The 13,658-nt window shown below is 45.8% G+C and carries 11 protein-coding genes and 1 rRNA gene (1 of these 12 only partly in view); 3 read left to right on the forward strand and 9 right to left on the reverse strand.

Translation table 11 applies throughout. The features are described 5' to 3' along the window. Together CEQ32_RS16125 and ccoG are read right to left on the reverse strand one after the other, a co-directional pair. Nucleotides 1-167: ribosomal RNA gene (locus CEQ32_RS16125) — 16S ribosomal RNA — on the reverse strand (it extends 1,375 nt beyond the left edge of the window). A gap of 558 nt (nucleotides 168-725) precedes the next feature. Further along, a complete protein-coding gene (ccoG, locus tag CEQ32_RS16130; protein ID WP_037431664.1) occupies nucleotides 726-2,153 on the reverse strand; it encodes a cytochrome c oxidase accessory protein CcoG in 1,428 nt (475 codons plus the stop codon). A gap of 91 nt (nucleotides 2,154-2,244) precedes the next feature. Here ccoG and CEQ32_RS16135 point away from each other — a divergent pair, with 91 nt between their 5' ends. The 3 genes from CEQ32_RS16135 (at nucleotide 2,245) to CEQ32_RS16145 (ending at nucleotide 3,985) form a co-directional block, all read left to right on the forward strand. Further along, nucleotides 2,245-2,595, forward strand: a complete 351-nt coding sequence (locus CEQ32_RS16135; RefSeq protein WP_037424115.1) for a hypothetical protein — start codon at nucleotides 2,245-2,247, stop codon at nucleotides 2,593-2,595. Nucleotides 2,596-2,711: 116 nt separating this feature from the next. Continuing rightward, nucleotides 2,712-3,614: a 1,4-dihydroxy-2-naphthoyl-CoA synthase gene (locus tag CEQ32_RS16140; protein WP_037431666.1), complete on the forward strand. Its 903-nt coding sequence runs from the start codon at nucleotides 2,712-2,714 to the stop codon at nucleotides 3,612-3,614. A 167-nt stretch (nucleotides 3,615-3,781) separates the two neighbouring features. After that, nucleotides 3,782-3,985, forward strand: coding sequence for a DUF2061 domain-containing protein (locus CEQ32_RS16145; RefSeq protein WP_023266065.1), 204 nt, complete (start codon nucleotides 3,782-3,784; stop codon nucleotides 3,983-3,985). A gap of 79 nt (nucleotides 3,986-4,064) precedes the next feature. On the opposite strand, the gene glmS is transcribed toward CEQ32_RS16145, so the two are convergent. The 7 genes from glmS to atpG form a co-directional block, all read right to left on the reverse strand. Beyond that, nucleotides 4,065-5,894: a glutamine--fructose-6-phosphate transaminase (isomerizing) gene (gene glmS, locus CEQ32_RS16150; RefSeq protein WP_088586435.1), complete on the reverse strand. Its 1,830-nt coding sequence runs from the start codon at nucleotides 5,892-5,894 to the stop codon at nucleotides 4,065-4,067. Nucleotides 5,895-5,969: 75 nt separating this feature from the next. Then, the gene (locus tag CEQ32_RS16155) at nucleotides 5,970-6,740 is read right to left on the reverse strand and encodes a DeoR/GlpR family DNA-binding transcription regulator (protein ID WP_037430947.1); all 771 of its coding nucleotides are present in this window, start codon (nucleotides 6,738-6,740) and stop codon (nucleotides 5,970-5,972) included. A gap of 200 nt (nucleotides 6,741-6,940) precedes the next feature. After that, nucleotides 6,941-9,061 (reverse strand): TonB-dependent receptor, encoded by a 2,121-nt coding sequence (locus tag CEQ32_RS16160; protein ID WP_088586436.1) that lies wholly within the window; start codon nucleotides 9,059-9,061, stop codon nucleotides 6,941-6,943. Nucleotides 9,062-9,320: 259 nt separating this feature from the next. Then, a complete protein-coding gene (glmU, locus tag CEQ32_RS16165; protein ID WP_088586437.1) occupies nucleotides 9,321-10,685 on the reverse strand; it encodes a bifunctional UDP-N-acetylglucosamine diphosphorylase/glucosamine-1-phosphate N-acetyltransferase GlmU in 1,365 nt (454 codons plus the stop codon). Nucleotides 10,686-10,855: 170 nt separating this feature from the next. Next, nucleotides 10,856-11,284 (reverse strand): F0F1 ATP synthase subunit epsilon, encoded by a 429-nt coding sequence (locus CEQ32_RS16170; RefSeq protein WP_011624645.1) that lies wholly within the window; start codon nucleotides 11,282-11,284, stop codon nucleotides 10,856-10,858. Between the two features lie 36 nt (nucleotides 11,285-11,320). Beyond that, a complete protein-coding gene (gene atpD, locus CEQ32_RS16175) occupies nucleotides 11,321-12,712 on the reverse strand; it encodes a F0F1 ATP synthase subunit beta (RefSeq protein WP_037413426.1) in 1,392 nt (463 codons plus the stop codon). 35 nt (nucleotides 12,713-12,747) lie between these two features. Continuing rightward, entirely contained in the window at nucleotides 12,748-13,608 is an 861-nt protein-coding gene (gene atpG, locus CEQ32_RS16180) for a F0F1 ATP synthase subunit gamma (protein WP_037413431.1), read from the reverse strand. Between the last annotated feature and the right edge of the window lie 50 nt (nucleotides 13,609-13,658).

Raw genomic sequence — 13,658 nt, forward strand, 5'->3', positions numbered from 1 at the left:
AGTCGTTTCCAACTGTTATCCCCCTCGACTGGGCAGATCCCTAGGCATTACTCACCCGTCCGCCGCTCGCCACCTCATAAGTAAACTTACTTGTGCTGCCGCTCGACTTGCATGTGTTAGGCCTGCCGCCAGCGTTCAATCTGAGCCATGATCAAACTCTTCAATTAAAGTTTTTTGTTTAACTCGCGTTAAACGACTCAATGAATTCTACTGTTTTGATCCGCTTTGCTCACTAAGAAGCATTGCGTTTCAATTCATACATTACTGTATGTACATATTGCTATGAACACTCATTCATTGATTTAATTCTTTGATTACTCACTCGAAAGTAAAGTAATTTCGATTAACTCAACACCTGTGAGTGTCCACACAGATTTCTTGTTTAGATTGTTAAAGAGCGTTTGACCATTCACTTCGCGTTACCGCTCAGCAGGTCAGGGCTGCGTATTCTACGCATTTCCCTTGTCGCGTCAAGGCGTTTTTGCAAACTTCTTGAGGCTTTCGAATCAACAGCACATTTTGCACTCGATTCGCACTGTAACCGCGTTGGCTTTCGCTGTCTGCCGTGTCAGTGGATGCGCATTATAGGCAGCGAAAACTTTTGTGCAAGCGCTTTTTGTCAGAAAATTACGATTAATCATCTAGACGCCTAGATATCCAGCAACATGAATAAAAAAGGGACTAAACAGTCCCTTTTTAAACTCATTTGGTTAACGAAACAGTAACTATGGGCTAAAGAATCGCGATTCTTGCTCGACTTCGACTTCTTCACCATCAATATGGGTTTTCACTTTTATCTCGATGTTTGTCACTGAACGCGAAAGTTCGACCGGATCGACCCCGATACTAATAGGTAGAGTTAATACCTCTCCACCAGCAATCGTCACTGAGGTAGGTCCATACCACTTATAGTTGTTGAGGCCTTCAACACTCATAGTGTATTCATGAGCTTGCTCTGTCTTATTCAGGATCTTCAAGGTGAAGGTGTTTTCAATCAAACCTCGATCATTTTCTCGATAGAGTTGATTACGGTCGCGGATAATATCCATACGCACAGGCGCAATTGTCGCACTCGCATAGATAAAGATAAGTATCATCGCGGCCAGCACCACACCATAACCCACCAGCTTCGGACGCAGTACCTTCTCTTTAATACCTTCGAGTTTATTTTCGGTGGTGTAACTAATCAGCCCTAGAGGGTATCCCATCCGCTCCATGGTTTGGTCGCACGCATCAATACAGGCACCACAGTTAATACATTCATATTGCAAGCCATTACGAATATCGATACCGGTAGGGCAAACCTGAACACAAAGGTCGCAGTCAATACAATCTCCTAGACCCATTTCTTTGGGGTCGGCTTTACGTGAGCGCGGGCCGCGGGTCTCACCGCGTTTTGCATCGTAACCAACGATATAGGTGTTTTTATCAAACATCGCCGATTGGAAACGCGCGTAAGGGCACATATGGATACACATGATTTCACGCATCCAACCCGCATTACCGTAGGTCGCTAAGGTAAAAAACACCACCCAGAAGTAGATTGCGCCTGATGCATTAAGGGTAAATACATCGACATAGACTTCACGGCTCGGCACAAAATAGGACACAAAGGTCATTGCCGTGATGAGCGAAAGTACTATCCATGCAGTGTGTTTTGCGGTTTTGCGCCAGATTTTGTCAAAACCCCATGGCATTTGATCTAGCTTAATGCGCTTATTACGGGCACCTTCGAGTTTTTCCTCAAACCAGATGAACATAAATGTCCATACGGTTTGCGGGCAAGTGTAACCACACCAGACTCGGCCGAGATAGGTTGTCACAAAAAATAACGCAAAGGCGGCTATCATAAAGAGAGCGGCAAGTAAGGTCAGATCCTGCGGCCAAATCGTTAAGCCAAAGACATGGAATTTCTGCTCAGCGAGGTTAAACCATACGGCTTGACGGTCTCCCCAAGGGATCCAAGGTAATATCAGGAAGAAGAGCATTGCTATCCAGCCCATGCGGCGGCGTAAACTACTCCATAATCCATCGATTGCACGGACATAAATCCGATTACGGGGGTTAAAGCGATCAGCCTTATCTGCATCAGGCTGGTGAATCTTAATTCGATTGGTTTTCGAATAGTCCTTGTTATTAGATTCTGCGTTCATCGTGACAGCCTTTTACTGCTTTAATATTGGACGAAAACTGGCTTATTATACCCATATTATTAATGGTTATTCACTTATGTTGGACTAAAAGATGAAAGGTTGGATCATATTAGCGCTCCTTTGTGGTGCATTATATTACTTATACACCGAAACAGATAAACTAGATGCACCTATAGCAAAAACAGAGGAAATGGTTCAAAAGATAGAAAGCAAAGTGAGCTCAGCAATGGGCACTCAGATAATTAAAATTAATCAAAATCTCACGAAAGCACGAACAGAGATATTGGAGCGGCTATCAGCATCTGAGGCTGAAGAGTTTAATAAAATCCCACTCACCGAAGATGGCATTGCTGATTTTAAAGAAAACTACTGTGGCACTACAGCCACTGAGCATCCCATTTTTAGCCGAGATAACTTGCTATTTATCTGCGATAACCTCTAATTCCACTAACAGGCAAACGGAATTTTGCAGCCCATCACTAAGCATGACGCTTAGGCGATTGACCAAAGACATGATTCCGCCTAGCCTTTGAACTTCAATTACATAGGCCTTGTATCATGACTAAACCAGTATCAGATATTTTTGATCCCGCACTGTGGGATGAAGTCAGCGGATTTAATTTCGACGATATCACTTACCATAGAGCCAAAGCCCACGGCACAGTGCGTATCGCCATCAACCGTCCAGATTGCCTCAATGCCTTTCGTCCAAAAACGGTTGATGAGTTATATATCGCCCTCGATCACACTCGCCAATGGTCCGATGTAGGTTGTGTATTACTCACTGGCAATGGCCCCTCGGCCAAAGGACAATACTCATTCTCCTCCGGCGGCGATCAACGCATTCGTGGTAAAGATGGTTATAAATATGAAGGCGCCGAAGAGGGCAAAGCCGATTTAGCCAGAATGGGGCGTTTACATATCCTCGAAGTCCAACGATTGATCCGCTTTATGCCAAAAGTAGTGATCGCGGTCGTGCCTGGTTGGGCTGTGGGTGGCGGACACAGTTTGCATGTGGTTTGCGATTTAACCTTAGCGTCCAAAGAACATGCCATATTCAAGCAAACGGATCCTGATGTCGCGAGCTTCGACTCTGGCTACGGCAGTGCTTATCTTGCCAAGATGATTGGCCAAAAACGCGCCCGCGAAATCTTCTTCTGCGGCTTTAACTACAGTGCCGATGAAGCCTTTGCCATGGGAATGGTGAATAAATCGGTTCCCCATGCCGAACTCGAAGTTGAAGCATTAAGATGGGCCAAAGAGATTAACTCCAAATCGCCTACGGCGATGCGTATGCTGAAGTACGGCTTTAACATGACCGACGACGGCATGGTCGGTCAGCAACTGTTTGCGGGTGAAGCGACACGCTTAGCCTATGCCAGCGCAGAAGCTCAAGAAGGACGCGATGCTTTCCTTGAGAAACGTGACCAGGACTTTTCAGCGTTTCCTTGGCATTACTGATCGAAGCTGATTGCCATATAAAGCCCTCATTCGAGGGCTTTATATTTTTTAGCGCTTATAGATAGAAAAAACCGTTTAAACTAATCTCAAAATACGGGTTTAAATTTTAATGAGAATTGTTATCATTTAATCATTCCCAATTGGGGCTAACATTAGAGGATAAGATCATGACCAAGACATTAACTTTTGCCGTATTACATTTCAGCGTTGCCTTCACCGTTACCTATTTATTAACTGGTAGTGTTTTGGTCGGTGGTGCCGTCGCCTTAGTTGAGCCCGCGATAAACACTGTAGTGTTTTATTTCCACGATAGAGTATGGAAACGTTTCGAGGCAAAAAAGCAGAACGCACTTAATGCAATAACGGCTTAATACACTCAGCCACCAGCACATACTCTAATAAAGCCCCAATAAAAAACCGCCATTTAGGCGGTTTTTTATTGCTTCCGATTTATTCCACCGTCACCGATTTAGCGAGGTTTCGTGGTTGATCCACATCGGTGCCCTTAATTAAGGCAACGTGATACGACAGCAACTGTAATGGGATGGTGTAAATCAGCGGCGCCATAAAGATATCGCAGTGTGGAACCGGGATAACCTTCATGGTCTCGTCAGATTCAAACTCTGCATCCACATCGGCGAAGACATACATTAAGCCGCCACGGGCACGCACTTCTTCAACGTTAGATTTCAGCTTTTCTAACAGTTCGTTGTTTGGTGCAACCACGATGACGGGCATGTCGGCATCAATCAACGCCAGTGGGCCATGTTTCAGCTCGCCAGAGGCATATGCCTCTGCATGGATGTAGGAGATCTCTTTTAGTTTGAGCGCACCTTCCATCGCAATCGGGTACTGATCGCCACGGCCAAGGAATAAGGCATGGTGTTTGTCGGCAAAATCTTCCGCCAATTCAGCAATCGCATCATCTAAGCTTAAGGCTTGCTCCACTTTAGCGGGCATAGACTGTAGGCTTTGGGTGATCTCCGCCTGCATTTGCTCTGACATGCCATTATGGCGGCCGATCACCGCCGTCAGCATTAATAAACCCGCTAATTGCACGGTAAAGGCTTTAGTTGAAGCAACGCCAATTTCAGCGCCTGCTTTCATCATGTACGCCATATCTGACTCACGCACCAAAGAAGAGCCGGGCGCGTTACAGATGGTCAGTGTCGCCTTATAGCCCATTTCTTTGGCTAGGCGCATCGCCGCCAGCGTATCGGCGGTCTCGCCGGATTGAGAAATGGTCACCAACAGGCTGTTAGGAAACAAATGTGACTTGCGGTAGCGGAATTCGGAGGCGATTTCGACATTACAAGAAACGCCGGCCCAATCCTCTAACCAATAACGCGCCGCCATACCCGCATGGTAGCTAGTACCACAGGCAATGATTTGCACGTGCTTGATATCTTTTAAAAACTCAGCAGCATTATCGCCAAAAGCCGTGTCGAGCACTTGCTTGTTAGCAATACGACCTTCGATAGTGCGTGTCAGTGCCAATGGCTGCTCATAAATCTCTTTGAGCATATAGTGGCGATATTCACCTTTGTCACCGGCATCGTGGGTGATTTCTGATTCTTTAACTTCGCGCTCAACTTTATTACCATGCACATCGAAAATGCTCACGGTGCGACGAGTCACTTCGGCCACGTCACCTTCTTCTAAAAAGGCGAATGAACGGGTCACAGGCAATAGCGCCAATTGATCAGAGGCGACAAAGTTTTCACCTAAACCAAAACCAATCACTAATGGGCTGCCTGAGCGCGCCACGACCATGCGCTCGCTGTCGCGGCGGTCAATCACCACAGTGCCATAAGCGCCTTCGAGTTGTTTAACCGTGGCTTGCACCGCAGCCAGTAAAGTGTCGTTAGATTTCAATTCATGGTGAACTAAATGACAGATCACTTCGGTGTCGGTATCAGAACTGAAGTGATAGCCCAGCTCTTTTAGCATTTCGCGCAGTTTATGATGGTTTTCGATAATGCCATTGTGCACCACGGCAATATCGCCTTCAGATAAATGTGGGTGAGCATTGCGCTCGCTTGGCTCACCATGGGTCGCCCAACGAGTATGCGCAATACCAGTGCCGCCCGCTAATGGGTCGGTTTCGAGTGCAGCAGACAATTCCTGCACTTTACCCACGCGGCGGGTGCGATTGAGTTCGCCATTGTGGATCACCGCAACACCAGCGGAGTCATATCCACGATATTCTAAACGACGTAAACCTTCGACCAGAATTTCGGCCACATCCCTTTGCGCCACGGCGCCAACGATTCCGCACATAGTTTTTACCTATAAAATGAAAAATAAAAATGAAGTTGTTTGAGTCATTTGCTCTGGCTTATCACGGGCAAATGCCTAAGGCGAGTAGGGCGCTAAGATGACTTTCACGCCTTGCTCGGTAATTTGGTTAAGGGCGCTCTCTTCGATGCGATCATCGGTGACTAGTACACTGATTTGCGACCAAGGTAGTTCTAAATTAGGGATCCGCTTGCCTATTTTGTCCGAATCCACCATCACGATGACTTCGCGGGAAACCTCAGCCATCACCTTACTTAAACCCGTCAGCTCATTAAAGGTGGTGGTACCTCGCGCTAAATCGATACCGTCGGCACCGATAAACAGTTGGTCAAAGTTATAGGAGCGTAATACCTGTTCGGCCACTTGGCCTTGAAAGGATTCAGAATGCGGATCCCAGGTTCCACCGGTCATCAATAGGGTCGGCTCATTTTCAAGTTCGTGAATCGCGTTAGCCAAATGCAGAGCATTGGTCATTACCACCAGCCCACGTTTTTGGTTGAGTTCAGCAATTAAGCCTGAAGTGGTGGTACCGCTATCGATAATGATGCGATTGTGATCTTTAATCAGCTGCGCCGCAGCTTTAGCGATGGATAACTTATTAGGGGCAATCTTGGCAGAAAACTGTTGCGTCACTTCATCGGGAATAGCCACAGCACCACCGTAGCGGCGTAGCAACAGTCCCGTTTTTTCAAGTTCTGCCAAGTCTTTACGAATAGTCACTTCAGAAGTTTCGAAACGTAATGACAACTCATCGACACTCACTTCACCCTGTTCATTCAGGATGCTGATGATACTGTGGCGTCGTTGCTGTGTATTTCGTTTATTCATAAAACCTTTCAGTTAACTTTCGATTCGAAAGATATATTATAAAGAAACGAAACATTTTTACTAGTATTCGAAAGATAATTTCGAATCAAGATGGGTCGCTTTTAAGTTGGATTAATTAACTCTATGAAAAATAATAAAAAAGCAGTTCACCCAAAGGTAAACTGCTTTAATTGTATGAAACTTAAAAAGGGGAACTGAGCTTAAAACTTAGCTTCAAGTGCCACGCTGAAGTTACGATCTTGGCCGATAGTGACCATCTTATCGCTACCACCATCTAAGTATTCAGTATCAAATAGGTTTCTCACGTTTGCGCGGATGCTTACGTCTTTACCCATAATATCCATAGTGTAGGCAGCACCGATATCAAAACGGACGTAACCATCTTTGGTTATGGTATTTACATCATTAGCAAAACGCTCACCAACGTAGATAGCGCCAAAGTTCATCGCAAAGTTGTCAGTTACTTCGTAACGAGTCCAGATATTGGCAGACCACTCAGGGGCATCAATAGGAGTTTTACCATCTAAATTCTTGCCACCGATTTTGCCTGCACCCGTATTATATTCCGCATCTAAATACATCATAGATGAAGTCACAAACCAGCTATCACCTAACTGGCCTTGGGCACCAACTTCAAAACCACGGTGATGTTGCTCACCACCTTGAGTGGTTATTGTTTTATCACCATCACTTGTTACTGGAATATCTAGCACTGTTGTGACATTGGACACGGTTATATCAAACAGAGCAGCTGTCAGCAGTAGACTGTCATTAAAGAGCTCCCACTTCGTTCCCAATTCATACTGAGTGCCATACTCAGGTTTTAGATTAGCCCCTTGATTCACATCTTCGGAACTGGTTACAGATCCTTGCGGGGTAAAGCTTTTTGAATAGTTAACATAAATACTGCCATTATCCATAGGCGAATAAATCACCCCGAATTTAGGCGATACGGCATAGCTGTTACCGCCAGCGGTATCTTTTTTCTGTTCGTCATACCGTACACCAGCAAGCAACTTCCATTGCTCATTTAATGTCATTAAATCCTGCAAATAGAAACCGTAATACTTGTATTCACTTGGGTTGCTTAGCTGACCTTGATGATAATCAAGATCTTGCTGAATAATTGGTTGCCCAGGAATTACACGCTGACTTTTGCCTTTCTGAATTTGCTGCTGATAGAAATAGTCTAAATAGTTAGCACCAATAAGGAATTGATGCTCCATTCCTGCCAAAGAAAATTCACCCGTGAAATCCACATAGGCCGTTTTATGCTGCCAATCGTCATAACGGTCGAATGGTTTGATGCTATAACCATCTTTGAATGGATCTTCAGAGCCTTCAATCAAACTTGGCGCAGAGTCTAAACGTTGGCGATTAAATTGTTGATCGTTGTAGCCGACTTTAACTTTCCAGTCGTTACTCATTTGCCAAGTCAGATCAGCACCTAAATTTGAAACAGTATTATCGGTAAAGGCCCAAGGCGCGTCCCATACGGTTTTACGCTCGCCAATCACATTGCCTTGTTTATCTAACCAGCCACCCGCATCGATGCCCGCTTTGTCTTGGGTATGGTCGTACTTAACCGATAACAAAACATCATCACTGATATCAAATTCTAAGTTTAAGTAACCCAACCAACGATCACGCTCTTGGTTTTCATTAGTAGTTGAATATTCGCGCCAGTATTTAGTGTCTTGTTTAACTAACACACCACGATAACGAATGCTTTGAGCATCGTTTAAGCTGCCTCCCGCATCTAACTGCGCACGGGTAGAGCCGTAGCCATCAGTATCAAAACCTAAATCGAGCATTGAATCATAGGTCGGCTTTTTGGTGACCATATTAACCAAACCGCCAGGACCGGATTGGCCATACAACATACTTGAAGGGCCTTTAAGTACTTCTACCTGCTGCAGCGTTTCGATAGGTTGAACGTAATGAGACCATTGCTGGTGGCCATTGATGAGATAACCATTACCGGAATCGAGTTCGAAGCCTCGGATACTGAAGACTTGACGGTTCCAACGAGTAGTACCCGCCGTTACGCTCGAATCGTTAACTAAGACTTCCGCAAGGTTTGTTGCTAATTGTTCATCGGTAACAAAATCAGGGATAACATTAACGGACTGCGGGGTATCCATTAAGTCAATATCGCCACGCATAGCGCCCGATGCGCTACCGACTTTATAATCGTTAAAAGTACGGCCTGTTACCTTAATACGTTCTATATTTGCATCGTTTGGCGCTTCTGCCATAACAGGCATCGCCATTAATGCAGCCCCAACGGCCAAACCTACAACTGAATATTTAAATACCATTGCCAACACCTCAAGTAGACCTTTCGTCTTAGAATTGCAGGCAATATAAATAAGAATTGTTTTTATTTAAGGATCTTTACATGGATTTACAATTTGGCGTGACTTAGATCAACTTTGAATAAAAACAATGAATTACCCATAACACCACAGTATTAATTCAACATTAATTTAGCTGATTTTTATTTGGAGAGGATTTAGACCTTTGACAAAAAAACATAAAGCGGCTAATTGCCGCTTTCTATAACAAAAAATGAAGCCGTTACTTCTTAGTCTTTACCGGACGTTGCCAGCCAGTCAGATGTTTTTGCTTAACACGGGTGATCACTAGCTCATCCTCACCCACATCACGGGTAATTGTTGACCCCGCACCAAGCGTCGCGCCTTTACCAATAGTCACCGGCGCCACCAGCTGAGTATCACTTCCCACAAACACATTATCTTCAATCACGGTTAAGTGTTTATTGGCACCATCGTAATTACAGGTAATAGTGCCCGCACCAATATTCACACCCGCACCGATTTGCGCATCGCCTAAATAGGCTAAGTGACCCGCCTTAGACCCCACACCTAAAACGGCTTTTTTCATCTCAACGAAGTTACCGATATGGGCATCTTGCATTAACTCAGCACCGGGGCGTAAACGGGCAAAAGGCCCCGCACTGGCTGCTACGCCGAGTTTAGCGCCTTCGATAATAGAGTAAGGTTTGATCTCGGCATTATCGGCAATTTCACAATCAATCAGAATTGCACCAGCGCCGATGCTAACGTTATTGCCAATCACCACTTTACCTTCGAAAATCACATTCACATCGACCATCACATCCATACCCACGGTCACTTCACCACGGATATCGATACGGCTTGGATCGCGCAGATTAGCACCAGCAATCATCAGCTTTTCGGCTTCACGGGCCTGATAAGTGCGCTCAAGTTGTGCAAGCTGCACGCGGTTATTAGCGCCTTCCACTTCGATAGCAGATTGCGGCTGAGCAGTATTAATCTCAACCCCATCGGCGTGGGCCATGGCGATAATATCCGTTAGATAGTATTCACCTTGGGCATTGTTATTCGATAGGCGACCAAGCCAGGTTTTTAATGCATTACCAGGAACCGCCATAATGCCCGTGTTAACTTCATTAATAGCAAGTTGCTCGGGATTAGCATCTTTTTGTTCGACAATACCGACAACCTTGCCCTGTTCGCGGACGATACGGCCATAGCCAGTAGGATTGGTTAGATTGACGGTTAAAATTGCCACGCCATTATCGGGACGCGCAGCGAGCAAAGCTTCAAGTGTAGAGGCTTGGATTAACGGCACATCACCGTAAAGGATCAGCACAGTATCATTATCATCGATATTAGGAATCGCCTGAGCGACCGCATGGCCAGTGCCTAACTGCTCGGCTTGCAACATCCAATTGAGTTGCTGCTCACCCAAAGCGGATTTTAATTTATCGGCACCGTAGCCATAAACGAGCTGTATAGCATCACTGCCAATATGGTGTGCAGTATCAATCACATGCTGCACCATGCTCTTATGAGCGATAGGATGTAATACCTTGGGAAGATCCGAGCGCATGCGAGTTCCTTTTCCTGCTGCCAAGATCACTACATTTAATGCCATTGCCATATCCTTGATTAACATCCCAAAGGGATAAACTGAGCTCTATTTAATGGCGCAATTTTAACGGAAAGGCGCAGCAAAGCGAAAGGCAGATCTCAAAACGCAGCGAAAAAACCAACAAAAAAGGCGGGTATCTTTCGATAACCGCCTTTTATCACAAACAATAACCTTTATCTGGCAATGTTTTTCTTGATGGTTTCAACAACACGTAGTTGAGCCATTGCTTTCGCTAACTCAACCATAGCGGCATCATAATTAAAGTCCGCACCCGCAGTTGCCATATGGGCTTCTGCACGACGCTTGGCTTCTAATGCTGCCTGCTCATCAATATCTTTGGCACGCATAACCACATCAGCTAACACAGAAACAGAAGAAGGTTGTACTTCCAGTAAACCACCAGAAAGGTAAAACACTTCTTCGCTGCCGTCTTGTTTGACAATGCGCGCCATGCCAGGTTTGATATAGCTTAACAGTGGAGCGTGGCCATGCATGATGCCCAACTCACCTTCAGAACCGGTCACTTGTAGGCTAGCTACGCGACCTGAGAAGATGCTGCTCTCTGCACTTACTATATCAAGCTGTACTGTCATGGCTGCCATCCCGTTCTCCTTAAAAAACTAAGTATGACTACTTAGTTATTTCTTTTTGTTAGCTTTCTCGACAGCTTCGTCGATAGAACCAACCATGTAGAACGCTTGTTCTGGAATGTGATCGAACTCACCACTCAGAATTCCCTTGAAGCCACGGATAGTGTCTTTCAGAGAAACGTACTTACCAGGAGAACCAGTAAAGACTTCTGCTACGTGGAAAGGCTGAGACAAGAAACGCTCAATCTTACGTGCACGGGAAACGGTCATCTTGTCATCATCTGACAATTCGTCCATACCGAGAATCGCAATAATGTCTTTCAGCTCTTTGTAGCGTTGCAGAACAGTTTGTACACCGTTAGCTACGTCATAGTGCTCCTGACCAACCACTAATGGATCTAATTGACGAGAAGTCGAATCCAATGGGTCAACCGCTGGGTAAATACCCAGAGAAGCGATTTGACGTGACAATACAACAGTCGCATCTAAGTGAGCGAAGGTTGTTGCTGGTGACGGGTCAGTCAAGTCGTCCGCAGGTACGTATACCGCTTGTACAGAGGTAATAGAACCCGTCTTAGTTGAAGTAATACGCTCTTGCAGAACGCCCATTTCTTCAGCCAGAGTGGGTTGGTAACCTACCGCAGAAGGCATACGACCTAACAGTGCTGATACTTCAGTACCGGCTAGGGTGTAACGGTAGATGTTGTCAACGAACAACAGTACGTCACGACCTTCGTCACGGAACTTTTCAGCCATAGTCAGACCGGTCAGTGCTACACGCAGACGGTTTCCTGGTGGCTCGTTCATTTGACCATAAACCATGGCTACTTTGTCGAGAACGCCAGAATCCTTCATCTCGTAGTAGAAGTCGTTACCCTCACGAGTACGCTCACCTACACCAGCGAATACAGAAAGACCTGAGTGAGCTTTAGCGATGTTGTTAATCAGTTCCATCATGTTAACTGTCTTACCAACACCCGCACCACCGAACAGACCTACTTTACCACCCTTAGCGAATGGACATACAAGGTCGATAACCTTGATACCCGTCTCTAACAGTTCAGTCGTGTTTGATTGCTCTTCGTATGAAGGAGCGCTGCGGTGAATCACATAACGTTCTTCTTCGCCAATTGCACCAGCTTCATCAATAGGGTCGCCTAAAACGTTCATGATACGGCCAAGAGTGGCGGTACCAACAGGAACAGAAATAGGTGAACCTGAGTTTACTACCTCAAGACCACGACGCAGACCATCAGAAGTACCCATAGCGATGGTACGAACTACACCACCACCTAGTTGTTGCTGAACTTCCAGCACCAAACCATTACAGGAGCCTTCACCTGTGATCTTCAGAGCGTCATATACCTGAGGTACGGCATCTTGTGGAAACTCTACGTCCACAACCGCGCCAATCACTTGGACAACAGTACCTGTGCTCATGATTAATCCTCTAAAACTTGTATTCGTTACCTAACCTAAACCGCAGAGGCACCAGAAACAATTTCCGACAGTTCCTGCGTAATCGCAGCCTGACGAGCCTTGTTATAGACCAATTGCAAATCGTCAATCAGTGTACCCGCGTTGTCCGTTGCCGCCTTCATCGCCACCATACGGGCAGCTTGTTCGGAAGCAATGTTTTCAACAACACCTTGGTAAACCTGAGATTCTACATAACGAACCAATAAGGTATCCAAAAGGGCTTTTGGATCAGGTTCGTAGATGTAGTCCCAACGATGAGCAACCTCATCATCTTCCGATTTAGGCAAAGGTAGCAGCTGCTCGATCACAGGAGTCTGCGTCATAGTGTTTACAAACTTGTTGAACACTACATACAGACGATCCAGTTTGCCTTCGTTGTAAGCATCTAGCATCACACGTACTGTCCCGATCAGGTCAGCGAGCTTTGGCGCATCGCCTAAACCTGAAGCATGGGCAGAAACCTGTCCACCGAAGCTTTTGAAAAACTGCACACTACGAGCACCAATAGGGCAGAATTCAAATTCTGCACCTTGCTCTTTCCAGCTTTTCACGTCTGCAACAACCTTTTTAAAGAGGTTGACGTTCAGACCACCACAAAGGCCACGGTCGGTTGCTACAACAATGTAACCAACCCGCTTAGCCTCTCTCACCTCTAAGTAGGGGTGTTTATACTCGAGAGAACCTTGCGCTACGTGACCGATCACCTTACGCATGTTTTCCGCGTATGGACGGCTCGCAGCCATGCGTTCCTGCGCTCTGCGCATTTTGCTGGCTGCCACCATTTCCATGGCGGACGTGATCTTCTGAGTGTTTTTTACACTCGCGATCTTGGTTTTAATCTCTTTAGCGCCGGCCATCTCTACTCTCCAATCTGGACCTGAGGTGTCTTAAGACACCTCTATCATTG

The sequence above is a fragment of the Shewanella sp. FDAARGOS_354 genome (assembly GCF_002209245.2).
Classification (GTDB): Bacteria; Pseudomonadota; Gammaproteobacteria; order Enterobacterales; family Shewanellaceae; genus Shewanella; species Shewanella xiamenensis.

What these genes read in the sequence shown, in the direction of transcription:
- CEQ32_RS16155 (WP_037430947.1), bottom strand. Translation starts at nt 6,740, where the DNA reads ATGAATAAACGAAATACACAGCAACGACGCCACAGTATCATCAGCATC.
- CEQ32_RS16135 (WP_037424115.1), top strand. Translation starts at nt 2,245, where the DNA reads ATGAAAGGTTGGATCATATTAGCGCTCCTTTGTGGTGCATTATATTAC.
- glmU (WP_088586437.1), bottom strand. Translation starts at nt 10,685, where the DNA reads ATGGCATTAAATGTAGTGATCTTGGCAGCAGGAAAAGGAACTCGCATG.
- ccoG (WP_037431664.1), bottom strand. Translation starts at nt 2,153, where the DNA reads ATGAACGCAGAATCTAATAACAAGGACTATTCGAAAACCAATCGAATT.
- CEQ32_RS16140 (WP_037431666.1), top strand. Translation starts at nt 2,712, where the DNA reads ATGACTAAACCAGTATCAGATATTTTTGATCCCGCACTGTGGGATGAA.
- glmS (WP_088586435.1), bottom strand. Translation starts at nt 5,894, where the DNA reads ATGTGCGGAATCGTTGGCGCCGTGGCGCAAAGGGATGTGGCCGAAATT.
- atpD (WP_037413426.1), bottom strand. Translation starts at nt 12,712, where the DNA reads ATGAGCACAGGTACTGTTGTCCAAGTGATTGGCGCGGTTGTGGACGTA.
- CEQ32_RS16160 (WP_088586436.1), bottom strand. Translation starts at nt 9,061, where the DNA reads ATGGTATTTAAATATTCAGTTGTAGGTTTGGCCGTTGGGGCTGCATTA.
- CEQ32_RS16170 (WP_011624645.1), bottom strand. Translation starts at nt 11,284, where the DNA reads ATGGCAGCCATGACAGTACAGCTTGATATAGTAAGTGCAGAGAGCAGC.
- CEQ32_RS16145 (WP_023266065.1), top strand. Translation starts at nt 3,782, where the DNA reads ATGACCAAGACATTAACTTTTGCCGTATTACATTTCAGCGTTGCCTTC.
- atpG (WP_037413431.1), bottom strand. Translation starts at nt 13,608, where the DNA reads ATGGCCGGCGCTAAAGAGATTAAAACCAAGATCGCGAGTGTAAAAAAC.